A 15,401-nucleotide genomic window follows, 5' to 3' on the forward strand; every position below is an offset into this window, starting at 1 on the left:
GCCGAGCGGGCCACGAATCTGTGCACGGTTCCGCCCGGCCGGGCGGGCGGGCGCCCCCACGGTTCCGCCCGGCCGGGCGCGCCCCCACGGATGCCGCCACACGCGACGATCGCGCGCCGGAAGGACACCGAGAGCGGTTGACGCCGCTCCCGGCGTACCCCCGGATGGTTATTGATAGCCGCGGATCTGGCAGAAAGCCCTGGTCAGGTCGCCGCCACGGGCATCCCAGGTCTCGCCGCGCGTGGCGGTGGCGATCTCGCGCATCTCGGCCTCGGCCGCCTCGCCGAACAGGATCGGGAAGACCGGCACCGGGGTGGCGCCGGCACCGCGCGCGGCCAGGAACTCCGTGAACGCGGCCAGGTCGCGGCCCTGGTTGGACTCGCCGTCGGTCATCAGCACGATGCTGACGAAACGGTCCTTGTCCTGAGCTGCGTCCAGGCCGGCGTAGGCGGCGATCAGCGAGTCGTAGACCGCGGTGTCGCCGCCGACCGCGAGCGCGCCGATCGCATCGCGGATCGCGTCGCGGGACGGCTGGGCGTTCTGCGAGTCGACCGTGTAGGTCTGCGCGGTCTGCGGCGTCCGGCTGAACGGCAGCAGCACCACGTCCTCGCGGCTGCGGAAGCGGCAGAACTCGCCGGTCAGCGACGTGTTGACGCCGGTCAGGCCGGACAGCGCGGTCTTCAGCGTGCTGATCCGGTCGCCTTCCATGGAACCGGACACGTCCAGCACGTAGACCGTGCGGGACGGACGGCGGAGGCGGTCGTTGTACGCAGTGAGCAGCGCCTTCATCGACAGCTGCGTCTCCGGGAACGGCAGCTCGACCAGCGACCCGGGCAGGCCCTCGGGCAACGCCACGTCGGGGATCGCCGGGCGGCGGGCGGTCTGCGCGCCGATCTGCTGCTGCACCGCGGGCGTGCGCAGGTACGCGGTGAGCCGCCGGTGCGCGTCCCGGGCCGGCTCGGACGCGTTCGCCAGCACGGTCAGCGGGTAGTCGGCGGTGACCACGCCGTCGGTCGGGTAGATCAGCGTGAGCTGCTCGGGCAGCTGCCCCGACCGGTTCAGCGCGACCAGCGACGCCTCGTAGTTGATCAGGCCGTCCAGCGCGGGACCCGGGTCGGCGCCGGTGTTGCGGCGCACGAACGCGTCCGTCAGCCAGGCCGAGGAACCGGCCGTGAGCTGCTGCGCCTTGAAGAAGCCGGTGACCGGGACCGCGACCTTCTCGATCGCGGCCGCGTCCAGCGCCCGGCCGCTGCCGTCGATCGCGGACGCGACCGCGACCAGCGCGGAGAAGCCGGTGTTCGACGTGGTCGGGTCCGTCATCGCGAACGAGAAGTCGCCGCGACCGGCCGCGGCCGCCACGTCGGACCAGGTCACGTTCGTGCCGGTCCAGCCGAGGCGGGCGGCGGTGGAGGCGCGCAGGCCGAGCACGACCGGCGAGCTCATGGTGCGCGCGGACGTGCCGAGCCGGCTCTTCGCGGCCGGGTCGGTCTCCAGGTAGCGGGTGGAGGAGAACCAGACCGCGTCGTACTTCCCGTCGGCCTTGCCGGTCGCGATCGTCTCCGCGCCCTCCAGGCTGCCGGTGTAGTCGAACGTGACGGTGACGCCGGTGGCCTTCGCGGCCTGGTCGAGGACGGGCTGCAGGTCGGCGAGCTCGCTGCCGGCCAGGACGCGCAGCGTGGTGGCGGGGCCGCTCAGGTCCTCGTCGGCAGCGGGCGCCGGAGACGCGGTGCAACCCGCGAGCAGGACCACCGACAGCGCGGTGGCGGCGATGCGTCGGATCACTGCGGGCACTCCCCGTTCTCGAAGATGGTCAGCATGGCCTCGAGCTGCGCGTACTCCGGCGGCTCCTGCACCACGGGCGGCTCGGGACGGTCGGTGAGCGCCTGGCCGTCGAGCCGGAAGCCGTACTCGGCGGCGAGGTGCTGCAGCGTCGCGTCGTCCTCCAGCGCGCGCCCGAACCGGTCGCCGGCGTCGGTGAACGGCACGACCGTGTGCCGGGAGTAGACGGTCGGGTTCGGGAACAACATCGTGTGCTGCTGCCCCTCCGGGACCTTGATCGCCGAGGTGGTGTCCAGGAACTGCTGCTCGTAGATGAGCGCGAGCGGCGAGCGGACCGGGCCGTCGCCGAGGTACTGCTCGAACAGGTCCTGGCTGGTCTCCTCCTTGGCGCCCTGGTAGGACACGAGTTTGCACAGGTCCGGCATCACCTTCGCCACGTCGGCCGCGGAGGCCACCGGGCGGTCGTCGTTGAGCACGGCGGACGCGATCGACAGGAACATGATCGCGGAGCTGGAGTCCTTCGGGTCCGTGGTCCGCAGCAGCACGACCTTGTTGTTCGGCGAGGTCTCGTTGCCCTTCAGCTGGTTCCACCGGGTGCCCTTGCGGGCCAGGTCGATCAGCGCGGCCATGTCGACCACGGGCCGGTCGTTCACGGTGGTGACCACGCCGGCGTCGCGCAGGATCTTCACGGTCGGCTCCCAGGTCGCGATCGCCATGACCGAGGAGAACGGCTTGTAGGCGTCGTTGACGTGCCGCAACTCCTTGATCTTCTCTGCGGCCGGCGTGCTGGACGGGAACGCGAAGTCGTAGGGGTGCTGGTCGTTGGACAGCGTGCCGACCATGTCGCGGGAGCCCTTCGCGTCCACGACCAGCGTCAGCCCGAGGCAGGCCAGCCGCGCGGTGACGCGGGGATCGCGCAGGTAGGGCGTCTTCTCCGAGCCGATCACGCCGGTCACCCGGGTCATCTCGGTCACGCAGCCGTTCTTGCCGCCGGCCGTGGCCTCGCCGTTGTCGCCGAGCGCGCGGCGGACCACGGCCCAGGCCACCACGGCCACGATCACCACGCTCACCAGCAGCGCGATCATGCGCAGCGCTCTCATTCCTCGTCGCCTTCCTCTGTCGTCGTGCCGCTCAGGGCCCAGCCCGCGACGGCGCCGGCGATCACGAGCGCGGGGAGCGCCCAGACCGCCATGGTGGTGTCGATCAGGCTCGCGGCCAGCAGTCCGGTTCCGGCGACCGCGCCGATCCCGCCTCCGGCGGCAGAAGGCCAGATCATTCCGGGGGTACGGGGTGAGCGCTCCCGCTCCGGCTGCTTTTCCCGCGCCGGTGTTCCGTGCGCCTCCTGCGTGGGTGTTCCGTGCGCTTCCGGCGCAGGTGCGGCGCGCTTCTCCGACGCCAGCCAGGCCCGGTAGACCGCGTCGCCGAACTCGCGGGCGTCCGCGTACCGGTCGGCGGGCCGTTTTGCCATGCCCTTGCGGACCACGTCGCGCAGCGGTGGCGGCACGCTCTCCGGCAGCGGGTCCGGCGTGCGGTCGCGGTGGTCCGTGATCGTGAACCGCCCGCCGAACGGCTTGCGCCCGGCCAGCGCCTCGTAGAGCACCACGGCCAGCGAGTAGATGTCCGCCCGGCCGTCCGCGTTGTCGCTGACCAGCCGCTCCGGCGCCACGTACGCCGGCGTGCCGACCATCTGCCCGAGCCGGGTCAGGTCGGACGTGTCGATGCGCTGCGCGATGCCCCAGTCGATCAGGTAGGCGTGGTCGGTGCCGGCCCGGTAGCCGCGCTCCAGCATGATGTTGGACGGCTTCACGTCACGGTGCCGCAGGCCCTTGTCGTGCGCGGCGGCCAGCGCGGACGCGATCTGCTCCACGATCTGCACGGTCCTGGCCGGGGTGAGCGTGCCGTCCGCGATCTCGTTCGCCAGCGTGCGGCCGTCGATGTAGCGCATCGCGATGTACGGCTCCGGCAGCTTCGCGCTGAAGTCGTAGACGACCACGATGTGCGGGTTCTCGATGTCGGCGGCGATCTCCGTCTCGCGCAGGAACCGCTCGCGGAGCTCCGCGTCGTCCAGCGCCTCCGGCGCGAGCAGTTTCAGCGCCACCACGCGGCCGCCGCGGTCGAGGTCCCGGGCCCGCCAGACCTCGCCCATCCCGCCTCGCCCGATGAGGCCGAGCCGCTGGTACTGGCCGATTGGCGAGGTCATGTCCACCCCCTGCTTGAGGACGCCGATCGTACGAGCGGGGTGCTGCTGCGTATTCCGGCTAATCGGGTGAAAATGGACCTAGGACACCCGCCGTCAACCTGCCGGTAGGCAAGTGTTCTTTGGTCGACGGCGTCTCGACCTTCGGCCGCTGCCCGGTCGGCGCGGCGCGGCTAGCGTGAACGGCATGAGCAGGCGCTGGTGGTCCGATCTGACGGTGACCGCGGTCGCGGTCGTCGTCGGCCTGCTGTGGCTCTGGGTGGCGTACGCGACCGAGCCCACTGAGGATTTCGCCCCGCTGCCGGTGGAGCTGACCGGCCTCGCGGTCGCGGTGGCGCTGTTCCTGTGGCTGCGCCGCTCCCGGCCGCTGCTGATCGCGGTGCTGTTGCTGCTCGGTGGCCTGGCGCTGCCGTCGCTGATCGGGCTGACCGCGGCCACGCTGGTCGGGCTGGCGTCCCGGCGCGGCTGGCGCTGGGCGTTCCCGCTGTTCGCGCTGCACGCCACGCTGATCGTGACGCTGTTCCAGGAGGAGAGCGGCCCGGACCGGGAGTTCTGGGAGACCGTGCTCGTGCTGCTGCTGTCCGACCTGGTGCTGATCGCCTGGGGCCTGCTGCTGCGCTCGCACCGGCTGCTGGTCCGCTCGCTGGAGGAGCGCGCCCGGCAGGCCGAGGAGGGGCAGCGGCTGCGCGTCGAGGAGGCCCGCCACCTCGAGCGCGAGCGGCTGGCCCGGGAGATGCACGACGTGCTCGCGCACCGGATCTCGCTGCTGGCCGTGCACGCGGGCGCGCTGGAGGTGCGGCGCGGCGCGTCCGAGGAGGAGGCGCGGGCCGCCGGCGTGATCCGGGAGTGCGCCTACGACGCGCTGGAGGATCTGCGTGACGTGATCGGCGTGCTGCGCGCGCCGGACTCCGACTCGGACCGCCCGCAACCGGGGCTGGCGGACCTGCGGGCGCTGGTCGCGGCGTCGCGGGACGCGGGTGCGCAGGTGGACCTCACGGTGACCGTGGCGGAGGAGGAGCCGGGCCGGGCCGGGCGGCACGCGTACCGCATCGTGCAGGAGGGCCTGACGAACGCGCGCAAGCACGCGCCCGGCACGCGGGTGCGGGTCACCGTGACCGGCGGACCGGTCGACGGGCTGACCGTGGAGGTGACGAACCCGGCGTCCGTCACGGCCGGGCTGCCCGGCGCGGGCGCGGGCCTGATCGGTCTGGGGGAGCGCGTCGGCCTGGTCGGTGGCCGGATCGGGCACGGCTGGACGGAGTCCGGCGAGTTCCGGCTGGAAGCATGGCTGCCGTGGAGACCGTGAGAGCCCGAACCGGAGACGACGACCCTGTGCGGGTCTTGATCGTCGATGACGACGCCCTGGTCCGCGCCGGGCTGACCATGATGCTCGGTGGCTTCGACGGGATCGAGGTGGCCGGCGCGGTCGGCGACGGTGAGGAGGTGGCCGCCGCCGTCACCCGCCTCCGGCCGGACGTGGTGCTGATGGACATCCGCATGCCGAAGCTGGACGGGCTGGCCGCGACCGAGCGGCTGCGCGCCCGGCCGGACGCGCCCGAGGTGATCGTGCTGACCACGTTCGACACGGACCGGCACGTCCAGCGCGCGATCCGGGCCGGGGCCAGCGGCTTCCTGCTCAAGCACACGCCGCCGGCCCGGATCGCGGACGCGATCCACCAGGTCGCGGCCGGTGAGCCGATGCTCTCGCCGGAGGTGCTGCGCCGGATGATGGGCTTCCTGGCCGGCGCCGGCGTGGACCCGCGGCGCGACGCGGCCCGGGTCCGGCTGGACGCGCTCAGCGCCGGCGAACGGGCCGTGGCCGAGCGGATCGGGCGCGGCCTGACAAACCAGGAGATCGCCGCGGAGCTGCGGATGAGCACCGCGACCGTGAAGGCCTACGTCTCCCGGATGCTCACCAAGCTGGACCTCAACAACCGGGTGCAGATCGCGCTGCTGGTCCACGACGCGGATCTGCCCGTGGCGTAACCACTCGGCGCGTCCGCCGCGACCGGGCTATACAGAACGGATGACCGATCCCTACCGGTGGCAGCCCGGACGGCCGGGCGAGCAGCAGCCTCGGCCCTCCGAAACGTACCCTCATGCCGGTTTGAGCCCATGGCTTGAAGAACGGCTCTTCGACCAGCGGATCGTGATGCTGCGCGGGCGGCTCACGCTGCCCGCGGCGACGCAGGCCGCGGCCGCGCTGTTCAGCCTGGACGCGGCCGGCGACACCACGGTGCAGATCCACGTGGCCTGCCCGGACGGCGAGCTGTCGGCCGCGTTCGCGGTGGTCGACGCGATGGACGCGATGCGTTCCCCGGTGCACGTGGTGGTCACGTCGGAGGCGGGCGGCGCCGCGCTCGCGCTGCTGGCCACGGCCGAGCGGCGGGTCGGCTACCGGCACGCCCGCATCCGTCTGTCCGAGCCGCACGCGACCACCACCTCCGGCACCGCGGAGCAGGTCACCGCGGCCGCCGGGCAGTACCTGCGCGAGCTGGAGGAGCTGGCCGTGCGGCTGGCCGAGGCGACCGGCCAGACGCGGCACAGGATCGAGGACGATCTGGGCGCCGGGAAGGTGCTGACCGCGGAGGAGGCACGAGACTACGGCCTGTTGCACGACATCGTCGGTAAACCCTGACCCCGATGTGGGTACGGTGACGGGCGATGACGGCTCTCGGAAACATTCTCGCCTTCGACCTCGGCACGTCCTCCGTGCGCGCGCTCGTGCTCGACCCCTCCGCCGTGCCGATCGACGGCGCGCTCGCCCGGCGTAGACAGACGCCCGCGGTCGACGACGACGGTGCCGCCACGCTGTCCGCGCCGGACTACCTCGCCGCGCTGATCGAGTGCGTCGACGAGCTGCACGCGGCCGGCCGGCTGGACGGCGTCACGCACGTCGCCGCCAGCGCGCAGTGGCACTCCGTCCTGCCGCTGGACACCAAGGGCGAGCCGCTCGGCCCGGTCGTGACCTGGCTCGACACCCGCCCGCGCCCGTCCTCGTCGGCCACCGGCCCGGCCGACGAGGCGGTGTTCCACCACCGGACCGGTGCCTGGTGGCACCCGCTCTACTGGACCGTGCGAATCCCGTGGTTGCGCGAACACTCCGGCACCACGCCGGCCGCGTTCACCGGCCTGGCCGAGTACGCGTGGTCCGCGCTGCTCGGCGAGGGTCCGGTCTCGGTCTCCCAGGCCTCCGGCGCCGGCATGCTCGACCTGGACACCCAGCGCTGGGACCCGGAGGCGTTGGTGCTGGCCGGCGCGCGTGAGCGGCAGCTGCCCGCGCTGGCCGGGCCCGGCTGGCGGGGGCGGCTACGGCCGGAGTTCGCCGGGCGCTGGCCCGCGCTCGCGCACGCGGAGTGGACCGCGCCGGTCGGCGACGGCGCCGCGTCCAACGTGGGCACCGGCTGCGGCGACGCGCGGTACGCCGCGGTCACGGTCGGCACGTCCGCGGCCGTGCGGCTGGTGCAGCACGTGCCGTCCGGCGCGCCGATGCCGCCGCTTCCGTCCGCTTTGTGGCGGTACCGAGTTGACCGTGATCGGATCGTTACGGGTCGTGCCTATTCCGGTGGCGGCAACCTGTTCGCCTGGGCGCAGCGTGTGCTCCGGCTTCCGGAGGGTGAGGCCCTCGACGCCGCGCTCGACGAGATCATCCCTGGTCATGTGCCGGTCTGGGCCGATCCGCGGTTGGCCGGCGACCGCCCGCCCGGCCTGACGCCGCCCGGATCCGGCCGGCTCGCCGGGCTCGGGCTCACCACCACCGGGCCGCAGATCCTGGCCTCCATGATGGACGGTGTCTGCGCGCAGATCGCCGCTGACCTGGGCGTTATCGAGTCCACGCTCGGTCACCGGGTCGACGTGCGGCTCGGCGGCGGCGCGGTCACCGCGTCCGCGTGGTGGCGGCGCGCGTTCGAGGCCGCGCTCTCGCCGCGTCAGGTCGAGACCGCGGCGAACCCGGAAGTCGGTGCCGTGGGCGCCGCGCTGATCATGCTGGCGGATCATCCGAACGGATGATGGCCCATCGGTGAGTCCGTCACACGAGCGTCGTCCACACTGACGGTCACAGATAAACGTCCGAGCACGCGTATTGGGAATCCCGCCCTCACCTGCTTGGATGTGATCATCTTCGGTGCTCACCCCCCTCGCGCCGGAGGACATCAGGAGGTGTGGTGGCTGCTGCCACGGGTACGTCGCGTCGATCGGCGTCCCCTTCAGACCGGCGCCGCCGCGGTTCCCGATTCCGCGGCACGCGCCTGCGCGTCGAGGACTGGCCCATCCGGACCAAAATCATCGCCGTGCTCGTCATTCCGTCGGTGGCGTTCATGCTGGTCGCCGCCGTCCAGATCACCGACTCGGTCCGCCGCGCCGGTGACCTGGCCCAGTTCGCCCGCGAGGCCGGGCTGGCGGACCAGATCACCGACGTGGTGCAGGACCTGCAGACCGAGCGCGACCGGACCATCGGCGAGCTCTACCCCGTCCAGAACACGTCCGCCGTGTTCCGCCGGCCGTCGCTGCTGCAGAGCGCGATGTCCGAGTACTACGCGGCCACCGACGCGTCCATGGCCGCGATGCGCGCCGAGGGCGGCGAGGTCGGCGGCACCGTGGCCTGGGAGGCCGCCTACAACGACTCGGCCCGCGCGATCGACTCCATCGGCCGCCTCCGCATCGACCTCGCGGACAAGATGGCCGACTCGCTCGTCGACTTCCCCGGGTACGTCAAGACGGTCAACGACACGTACACCAGCGTGATCAGCACGCTGATCACGCTGCTCGGCGCGCCCACGGCCGGCTCCGACCGGCCCGAGCTCGCGCTCGCGCTCCAGCGGCAGGTCGAGATCGCCGAGATCAAGGAGATCCTGTCCAAGCAGCGCCAGGTCGTCTACCGGGCGACCCGCGCGGTCCCGGCCGGCTACGGCCCCGGCGACCTGGACGAGATCGGCGTGCTCCGCGGCAACCTGCTCACCGCCGCCCGGGAACTGCGCAGCGTCGCCACGCCGGAGCAGCTCTCCGCGTACGACGCGGCGCTGAGCAGCCAGGCCGGCAAGGACGCGATCCGCCTGGAGTCCACCACGCTGAACTCCAGCGCCACGTTCCTCGACGCCGAGACCTGGTGGAAGACCGCCGGGGAACGCCAGACGCTGCTGGCCGGCGCCGAGACGGTCGTCGTCGACGACACCATCGGCGAGGTCGACGACGCCTCCGGCGCGCAGACCCGCAGCGCCGTGCTCGCCGTCGTCGCGATCCTGGTCATCCTGATCGCGGCCGTGGTCGCCTCCATCGCGATCGGCACGTCCATCGTCCGGCCGCTGAAGCGCCTCCGCGAACAGGCCCGCCACGTCGCCCAGACCGAGCTGCCCGAGACGCTGGAACGGCTCCGGTCCGTGTCCAAGGGCGTGCCCGAGATCTCGGTCGGCGACTCCGAGGCCCGCGGCCGCGACGAGATCGGCGAGGTCGGCCGCGCGTTCGTGGACGTCCACCGCAGCGCCGTCGACGTCGCGCTCGAGCAGGCGTTCATGCGCCGCAACGTCAACGCGATGTTCGTCAACCTCGCCCGCCGCAGCCAGGTGCTGGTCGAACGCCAGCTGGAACTGCTCGACGAGCTGGAGCGCGAGGAGAGCGACCCGGACCAGCTGACCAACCTGTTCAAGCTGGACCACCTCGCCGCCCGCATGCGCCGCAACGACGAGAACCTGCTGGTCCTCGCCGGCTCCGACAACGCCCGCCGCTGGCGCGACCCGGTGGCGCTCTCCGCGGTCGTCCTCGCCTCCACCGCGGAGATCGAGGACTACACCCGGGTACGCCACGACGCGCCGGACGGCGTACAGGTCATGGGCCACGCGGTCGCGGACGTCGTGCACCTGCTCGCCGAGCTGCTCGACAACGCCGCCGCGTTCAGCCCGCCCAGCACCGTGGTCCGCCTCTCCGGCCGGCTCGCCGCCGACGGCACCGTGGTGCTGGAGGTCGTCGACGACGGCCTCGGCATGACGCCGGGCACGGTCGCGGAGCTCAACCAGCTGCTGGCCGAGCCGCCCGCGGTCGACGTCGCCGCGTCCGAGCGGATGGGCCTGTTCGTGGTCTCCCACCTCGCTGCGCGCCACGGCATCCGGGTCAGCCTGCGGGCCGGCGAGCGCGGCGTGATCGCCACCGTGTGGATCCCGCCGTCCGTGCTCACCGACTCGCCGGACAACGCGACGCTGCGCCGCAACGACACGTCCGGGTCGCTGACCGCGACCGGTGCCGTGCCCGCGCTGCCGTCCGCGCAGACCCCGGTCGTGCCGGGCCGCCGCGAGCTGGTGCCGAGCGGGTTCGAGGCCGCGGGCGTGGTGTCCGGGACCGTGGTGCCGTCCGTGCCGGCCGGCGGCGGGTACCGGGTCTCCGCCTCCGCGCAGCTGCCGCCGCGGCCCCCGGTCGACCTGCGGCTGAACGCGCCGCCCGCGCAGCGTGCGCTGCCGGCGCCGCGTCCGGCGGGCGGGCAGCCGCGGCCGGAGATCGCCACGTTCTTCGACTCGTCCGGGACCGGGCCGCTGCCGCTGGTGCCGAAGCCGCGGTCCGGCGGGGTCATCTCGGCCGTGCCGACGCCTCCGGGACCGGCGCCGACCGAATCGGTGCGGACCGGGTCGGTCTACGGGTCGGCGATCAGCATGCCGCCGGCGTACCCCGCGGTCGGCTCCGGATCTTCGTCCTTCGCTGTTCCCCCGGCGCAGGCCGCGCCGTCCGGATATGCCGGCCCGCCTGGTTCCTCGGGTTCGCCGACGTTCGGTCCCGCGGATTCGGGCTCCGGCTCGTCGCGGGGCGGCTACGGGGCCGAGGACTCCGGCGCGTGGACCAGCGGCGGCCCGGCCGACTCCGGTGCGTTCGCGATGCCGTCCGCGTACGACGCGTTCAGCGGCCGGCGCGCGGCCGAGTCCAGCGGCGAGTACCCGGTCTCCGGCCCCGCCGCACGCCCGGCCCGCCCGATCCGTGCGGAGGACGTGCTCGGCGCGGCCAGCGGCGGCGCGGGCGGCAGCGGCACCTGGTGGAACCGCTCCGGCGCCGGCAAGCCGACCGGCGGCGCCACCGGCCTCGACCGGGCACCCGCCGCGCCCACCGCCCCGGTCACCGCCGGGACGAACTCGGCCGGCCTCCCCATGCGGGTCCCGATGGCCCAGCTCCCCGACGGTCAGGGCGGCGCCACGCCGACCCCGGCCGGCCGCGCCCCCGAGCGCAAGATCGCGGAGCTGGATCCCGAGGCGACCGGAAACATGCTCAGCAGGTTCCACAGTGGCATTCGCGCCGCTGAGACTGAAGATTCAACTGAAAACACCGGGTCGCCCGAGGCGATCCGGTGGGAGGGAGAAAGGCAATGACCGTGCTGAGCCAGGAGGCGCGCGACCTGAGCTGGCTGGTCGACGCGTTCGCCCAGCGGGTCCCCGGTGTTGCCCACGCGATCGTGGTCTCCTCTGACGGCCTGCTCCTCGCCGTGTCCGACGGCCTGCCCCGCGACCACGCCGACAAGCTGGCCGCGGTGACCTCAGGTCTTTACAGCATCACCCAGGGCGCCGCCACCATGTTCGACGGCGACGTCGTCAAGCAGACGGTCGTCGAGATGGGCCGCGGCTTCCTGCTCGTCATGAGCATCCGCGACGGCTCCATCCTCGCCACGCTCGCGGTCCGCGACGCCGACATCGGCGTCGTCGGCTACGAGATGGCCCGCCTCGCCAAGCAGACCGGCGAGATGCTCACCCCCCAGCTCCGCGCCGAGCTGCAGGGCTCGCTGCCCTTCTGACAGCTTTCTCTCGGTACGACAACGGCGGTGCTCCTTTCCGGAGCGCCGCCGTTTTCCGGTGTCAGGAGACTCCGGCCGCGGGTTCTGCCACCCTGGATCAGTGAGCGATTCGGACAAAACGGTCGGTAAGCCTTCGATTGACTGGCGTGGACGGCTGGCGACCGGCCTCTTCGGCGCGGTCGGTGGTCTGGCGATCAACGTGATCAGCAATCATCGCGAGAGGTACGGCGCGATCGTGATGGCGCTGCTGCTCGCCGGCCTGCTGTCCGCCCTGTCCTGGCTGCGCCGACTGCCCGTCGGCGCCCGCCTGCCCGGCATGGCCGTGCGGGTCTTCCTGACCTTCGGAATGGCCGCGGCCATGGTGTCCGGCCTGCTGTCCGGCCCGTACGCGGCCTACGCGGCCGCGGCGGGGGCGGCGCTGGCCGGTGCCGCCGTGCTCATCCCGACCGGCCGAAGCACCATGCTCTGCCTGCTCTGGGGCGCCGGTTTCGTCGGTATCGGCGTGGTGGTGGCCGATGAGGCCCGGGTCCTGGCGGATCACGATCATCTGCCGGCAGCGGGGCTGGGACTCGCGGTGGCGCTGGCAGCGGTCTGCACCGGCCTTGCCGCGTTGTGCGCGCGACGGTACCGGTCCGGCTTCAGCTGGGTCGGGGCCGGCCTGCTCAACCTCCACATCGGGCTCTACTTCCTGCTGCCGTGGCTGTACCGGGACGACTGGCAGGAGAAGAGAATTCTCCCGACCGGTCTGGACAACGAGCAGATGCTGGGTGTGCTCTGCCTGACGACCGGGCTCGGCTGTGCCGGAGCCGGCCTCGCCGACCTGCTCTCCGCCCGCGTGGCCCTGTCGGTGGTGGCTCTGGGGACCGGCATCGTCGGCTCCGGTGCGACGCTGGGACTGCTGTGCGCGGGCGAGTTCTCCTTCGCGGCGGGCGCGCTGATCCTGGCCGTGACCGGGTTCGTCGTCGGCCTGACCGCATCCATCTCGCCGAAAGCACTGCTCGGCGGTACGGGGATCGCGCTCGGCCTCGTCGTCCTCGCGATCGGTGTGGCGGAGTACCAGGGGGCGACGGCTGCGCATCCGGGCGAAGCAGCGGCCGTTCTCGCCGCGACGATCGCGGTGGGCGTAGCCACGGTCGGATTGGGGGCGGCCGAGTGGAGGTCGCACGGCGGCTTGTCGGCGGCGGCCGGAGGCGGCGCGGGCCTCGCACTCATCGTGCTGGGCGTCATCGACCTGATCGGTGGCCACTACCTGCGGGGCGTCGTGCACGCCGCGATTGGTGTCGCGTCGGTCGTACTGTCGGTCTGGCGGAGCACGGCCGACGGGAGCGGCGGCGCGGTCGTCCGCTGGTGGGCGCGGATGACCGGCCGGACGATGGCGGACCCGCGGAGGGAAGCGGCCGCGCGGGCAACCGACCTGGTGGATCAGGTGATGCTGCCGAGCAGCATCCTCCATCGGGACTGGACCGAGGAGCTTCTGCCGAAGGAGGAGGACACCCCACGCGGCTGAAAATGTCGGGGGTGGGTGGTAGGACGGGGGTATGAGGTATGGGGTGATTTTGCCTGGTGGGAGTGGTCAGCGGCAGCTGGAGCAGGCTGTGGCGGCGGAGCGGGCGGGGTGGGACGGGGTCTTCGTGTGGGAGACCGGATACGGGGTGGATGCGTGGTCGCTGCTGGCGGGGATGGCGGTGGCGACCGAGCGGGTGCGGCTCGGCACGATGCTGACACCGTTGCCCTGGCGGCGGCCGTGGAAGCTGGCGAGTCAGGTGGCCACGGTCGATCAGCTGTCCGGCGGGCGGGCGATCCTGGCGGTCGGGGTCGGGGCCGTCGATCCGCCGTTGCCGTCCAGCGCGCGCGAGGAGACGGACGTGCGGGTGCGGGCGTCCATGATGGACGAGGGCATCGACCTGATGCGCGCGTTGTGGGGCGGTGACGGGCATTTCGGGGGTACGCACTACGACTTCGACGGCGGCACCGGCAATCTCGTGGAGGTCGGGCGGCCGGTGCAGGACCGCGTGCCGATCTGGGTGGTCGGGGCCTGGCCTCGGCCGAGATCGATGCGGCGGGTGCTGAGGTGCGACGGCGTGGTCCCGCAGTTCGCCGGTGAGGGCGGGCCGGCCGACCTGCGGGAGATGCGTGCGTGGCTGGCCGAGCGTGGCGCCGCCCCGGGCCTCGACGTGATCTCCGAGGGGGAGAGCACCGGGCCGGAGACGGTACGGCCGTGGGCGGACGCGGGCGCGACCTGGTGGCTGGAGACCCGTTGGGGCTCGATGGAGACCACGGACCAGCGCGTGTCCGACATGACCACCCGCATCGAGGCGGGCCCACCTGCATAGGCTCGCGCACGCGCCGGGCTCGCGCACGCGCCGGGCTCGTCGGGACCCAGGCGGCAGGCCCGCGAACGGCCGCGCACCGCGCGGGATGTCGCGTCGGTGTCCGGCCGGGGCCGGTGAGTCTAGGCCAGGTTTCGCAGGAGCGCGGTGAGGCGGAGTGCGGACGGCGGGTCGAAGGTGGGGCCGGTGGTGGGGAGTGGACGGCCGGCGCGGAAGGCGGAGAGCGGAGCGGGTGGTGGGGAGTCGATCAGGCGGGTGATGGGCGGGACCGCACGGGAGACGGGAGCGGCGAGCACGCGGGACGCGGCGGCTACCAGGAGTCTGGCCGGGCCGCGGAACGCGCGTTCGAGGCCGGTGTCGACCATGCCGGGGTTGTAGAGCACATAGCGGGTCCGGGCCTCCGGATGCTTCTGTGCGAACGCGGCCCCGAGCAGGTCGTTGGCGTGCGCGCCGCGCAGGACCGCCGTCATCGGGCGATATCGGGTCCGGGCCAGCTGCAGGTCCGACCAGTCGAGACCTCGTCCGGCCCCGGTGCCGCACAGGTTGATGATCATGGGCGTGGGTCCGGGCGCGATCGCGGAGTCCTCACCGCGTTCGAGCGACGGCAGCAACGCCTCCGCCAGCAAGAACCGGCTCAGCACGTAGAGCGCGAACGTCCGCTCCAACCCCTCCGCCGTCGAGACACGCGTAGGCGCGTAGCGGAACGCGGCCAGCACCAGCGCGTCGATCCGGTCGGGCAGGGCGGCGGCCAGGCGCAGCGTGGCCGCGGGCGAGGACAGGTCGGCGCGGAGCGTGTCCGGACCGGGTGTGACGGTGCTGCCGGCCGCGATGACCCGATGGCCGGCGGCACGGTAGTGACGGACGAGCCCTTCGCCGATGCCGTGGGTGCCGCCGGTGACCACAATGGTGCGCATGTCACCGTTTCTAGACGTGCCGACGGCCCCGGCGAAAGAAGGAACATCGATGTACCCCCTGGTCACGCCGGTACCCGCGCACGCGCGTGACGAGTGCGCCGCCGCCGACGTGCTGCGCCGCACCGGGGACAGGTGGAGCCTGCTGGTGCTGGCGCTGCTGGCCCGGCGACCCTACGGCTACAACGAACTGGATCGGGCCGTCGAGGGCCTGAGCAGGCGCATTCTCACGCGTACGCTGCAGGGCCTGGTCCGCGACGGCCTGGTGAGCCGGAGCGTGGACGGACAACAGACGAGGTACGCGCTGACCGCGCTCGGGTCGGCGCTGCTGCCGCTGGTGGTGGCCGTCGGCGAGTGGGCGGAGGCGCACCGCACGGAGATCGCGGGGGCGCGCGCGGCGTACGACGCGGAATAGGATCTTC

At 72.9% G+C, this 15,401-nt stretch carries 13 protein-coding genes; 9 read left to right on the top strand and 4 right to left on the bottom strand.

What is annotated here, in order from left to right; translation table 11 throughout:
* Positions 1 to 168 precede the first annotated feature (168 nt).
* Genes OP04_RS16280 through OP04_RS16290 form a run of 3 tightly spaced genes read right to left on the bottom strand, consistent with a single transcriptional unit; the run spans position 169 to position 3,979 of the window.
* Positions 169 to 1,782, bottom strand: coding sequence for a VWA domain-containing protein (locus OP04_RS16280; protein ID WP_198153846.1), 1,614 nt, complete (start codon positions 1,780 to 1,782; stop codon positions 169 to 171).
* Positions 1,779 to 2,879, bottom strand: a complete 1,101-nt coding sequence (locus OP04_RS16285) for a hypothetical protein (protein WP_157239889.1) — start codon at positions 2,877 to 2,879, stop codon at positions 1,779 to 1,781. The genes OP04_RS16280 and OP04_RS16285 overlap by 4 nt, the downstream gene beginning before the upstream one ends.
* The gene (locus tag OP04_RS16290) at positions 2,876 to 3,979 is read right to left on the bottom strand and encodes a serine/threonine-protein kinase (RefSeq protein WP_051798032.1); all 1,104 of its coding nucleotides are present in this window, start codon (positions 3,977 to 3,979) and stop codon (positions 2,876 to 2,878) included. Before OP04_RS16290 ends, OP04_RS16285 begins: the two co-directional genes overlap by 4 nt.
* Before the next feature lie 184 nt (positions 3,980 to 4,163).
* Here OP04_RS16290 and OP04_RS16295 point away from each other — a divergent pair, with 184 nt between their 5' ends.
* From OP04_RS16295 to OP04_RS16330, 8 genes are all read left to right on the top strand, one after another.
* The gene (locus tag OP04_RS16295) at positions 4,164 to 5,282 is read left to right on the top strand and encodes a sensor histidine kinase (protein WP_033340490.1); all 1,119 of its coding nucleotides are present in this window, start codon (positions 4,164 to 4,166) and stop codon (positions 5,280 to 5,282) included.
* Positions 5,261 to 5,962: a response regulator transcription factor gene (locus OP04_RS16300; protein ID WP_051798034.1), complete on the top strand. Its 702-nt coding sequence runs from the start codon at positions 5,261 to 5,263 to the stop codon at positions 5,960 to 5,962. The genes OP04_RS16295 and OP04_RS16300 overlap by 22 nt, the downstream gene beginning before the upstream one ends.
* 121 nt (positions 5,963 to 6,083) lie before the next feature.
* Positions 6,084 to 6,614, top strand: coding sequence for an ATP-dependent Clp protease proteolytic subunit (locus OP04_RS16305; protein ID WP_033340492.1), 531 nt, complete (start codon positions 6,084 to 6,086; stop codon positions 6,612 to 6,614).
* Positions 6,615 to 6,640: 26 nt separating this feature from the next.
* Positions 6,641 to 7,987, top strand: a complete 1,347-nt coding sequence (locus OP04_RS16310) for an FGGY family carbohydrate kinase (RefSeq protein WP_033340493.1) — start codon at positions 6,641 to 6,643, stop codon at positions 7,985 to 7,987.
* Positions 7,988 to 8,268: 281 nt separating this feature from the next.
* Positions 8,269 to 11,319: a sensor histidine kinase gene (locus OP04_RS49695; RefSeq protein WP_051798037.1), complete on the top strand. Its 3,051-nt coding sequence runs from the start codon at positions 8,269 to 8,271 to the stop codon at positions 11,317 to 11,319.
* Positions 11,316 to 11,738, top strand: a complete 423-nt coding sequence (locus OP04_RS16320) for a roadblock/LC7 domain-containing protein (protein ID WP_033340494.1) — start codon at positions 11,316 to 11,318, stop codon at positions 11,736 to 11,738. Before OP04_RS49695 ends, OP04_RS16320 begins: the two co-directional genes overlap by 4 nt.
* 100 nt (positions 11,739 to 11,838) lie before the next feature.
* The gene (locus tag OP04_RS16325) at positions 11,839 to 13,245 is read left to right on the top strand and encodes a hypothetical protein (RefSeq protein ID WP_033340495.1); all 1,407 of its coding nucleotides are present in this window, start codon (positions 11,839 to 11,841) and stop codon (positions 13,243 to 13,245) included.
* Positions 13,246 to 13,276: 31 nt separating this feature from the next.
* On the top strand, positions 13,277 to 14,071 hold the full coding sequence (locus OP04_RS16330) for an LLM class flavin-dependent oxidoreductase (RefSeq protein ID WP_033340496.1): 795 nt from the start codon (positions 13,277 to 13,279) through the stop codon (positions 14,069 to 14,071).
* A gap of 119 nt (positions 14,072 to 14,190) precedes the next feature.
* Here the strand turns inward: OP04_RS16330 and OP04_RS16335 are convergent, their stop codons facing one another.
* Positions 14,191 to 14,982 (bottom strand): Rossmann-fold NAD(P)-binding domain-containing protein, encoded by a 792-nt coding sequence (locus tag OP04_RS16335; RefSeq protein WP_033340497.1) that lies wholly within the window; start codon positions 14,980 to 14,982, stop codon positions 14,191 to 14,193.
* A gap of 49 nt (positions 14,983 to 15,031) precedes the next feature.
* On the opposite strand from OP04_RS16335, the gene OP04_RS16340 reads away from it, so the two are divergent.
* Positions 15,032 to 15,394: a winged helix-turn-helix transcriptional regulator gene (locus OP04_RS16340; RefSeq protein ID WP_051798039.1), complete on the top strand. Its 363-nt coding sequence runs from the start codon at positions 15,032 to 15,034 to the stop codon at positions 15,392 to 15,394.
* Positions 15,395 to 15,401 lie beyond the last annotated feature (7 nt).

This window comes from Catenuloplanes japonicus (assembly GCF_000717135.1).
Lineage (GTDB): Bacteria > Actinomycetota > Actinomycetes > Mycobacteriales > Micromonosporaceae > Catenuloplanes > Catenuloplanes japonicus.

Excerpts from the sequence above, each read along its gene's own strand:
- OP04_RS16300 (WP_051798034.1), top strand. The coding sequence starts at position 5,261 with ATGGCTGCCGTGGAGACCGTGAGAGCCCGAACCGGAGACGACGACCCT.
- OP04_RS16290 (WP_051798032.1), bottom strand. The coding sequence starts at position 3,979 with ATGACCTCGCCAATCGGCCAGTACCAGCGGCTCGGCCTCATCGGGCGA.
- OP04_RS16330 (WP_033340496.1), top strand. The coding sequence starts at position 13,277 with ATGAGGTATGGGGTGATTTTGCCTGGTGGGAGTGGTCAGCGGCAGCTG.
- OP04_RS16340 (WP_051798039.1), top strand. The coding sequence starts at position 15,032 with ATGTACCCCCTGGTCACGCCGGTACCCGCGCACGCGCGTGACGAGTGC.
- OP04_RS16335 (WP_033340497.1), bottom strand. The coding sequence starts at position 14,982 with ATGCGCACCATTGTGGTCACCGGCGGCACCCACGGCATCGGCGAAGGG.
- OP04_RS16295 (WP_033340490.1), top strand. The coding sequence starts at position 4,164 with ATGAGCAGGCGCTGGTGGTCCGATCTGACGGTGACCGCGGTCGCGGTC.
- OP04_RS16320 (WP_033340494.1), top strand. The coding sequence starts at position 11,316 with ATGACCGTGCTGAGCCAGGAGGCGCGCGACCTGAGCTGGCTGGTCGAC.
- OP04_RS16285 (WP_157239889.1), bottom strand. The coding sequence starts at position 2,879 with ATGAGAGCGCTGCGCATGATCGCGCTGCTGGTGAGCGTGGTGATCGTG.
- OP04_RS16310 (WP_033340493.1), top strand. The coding sequence starts at position 6,641 with ATGACGGCTCTCGGAAACATTCTCGCCTTCGACCTCGGCACGTCCTCC.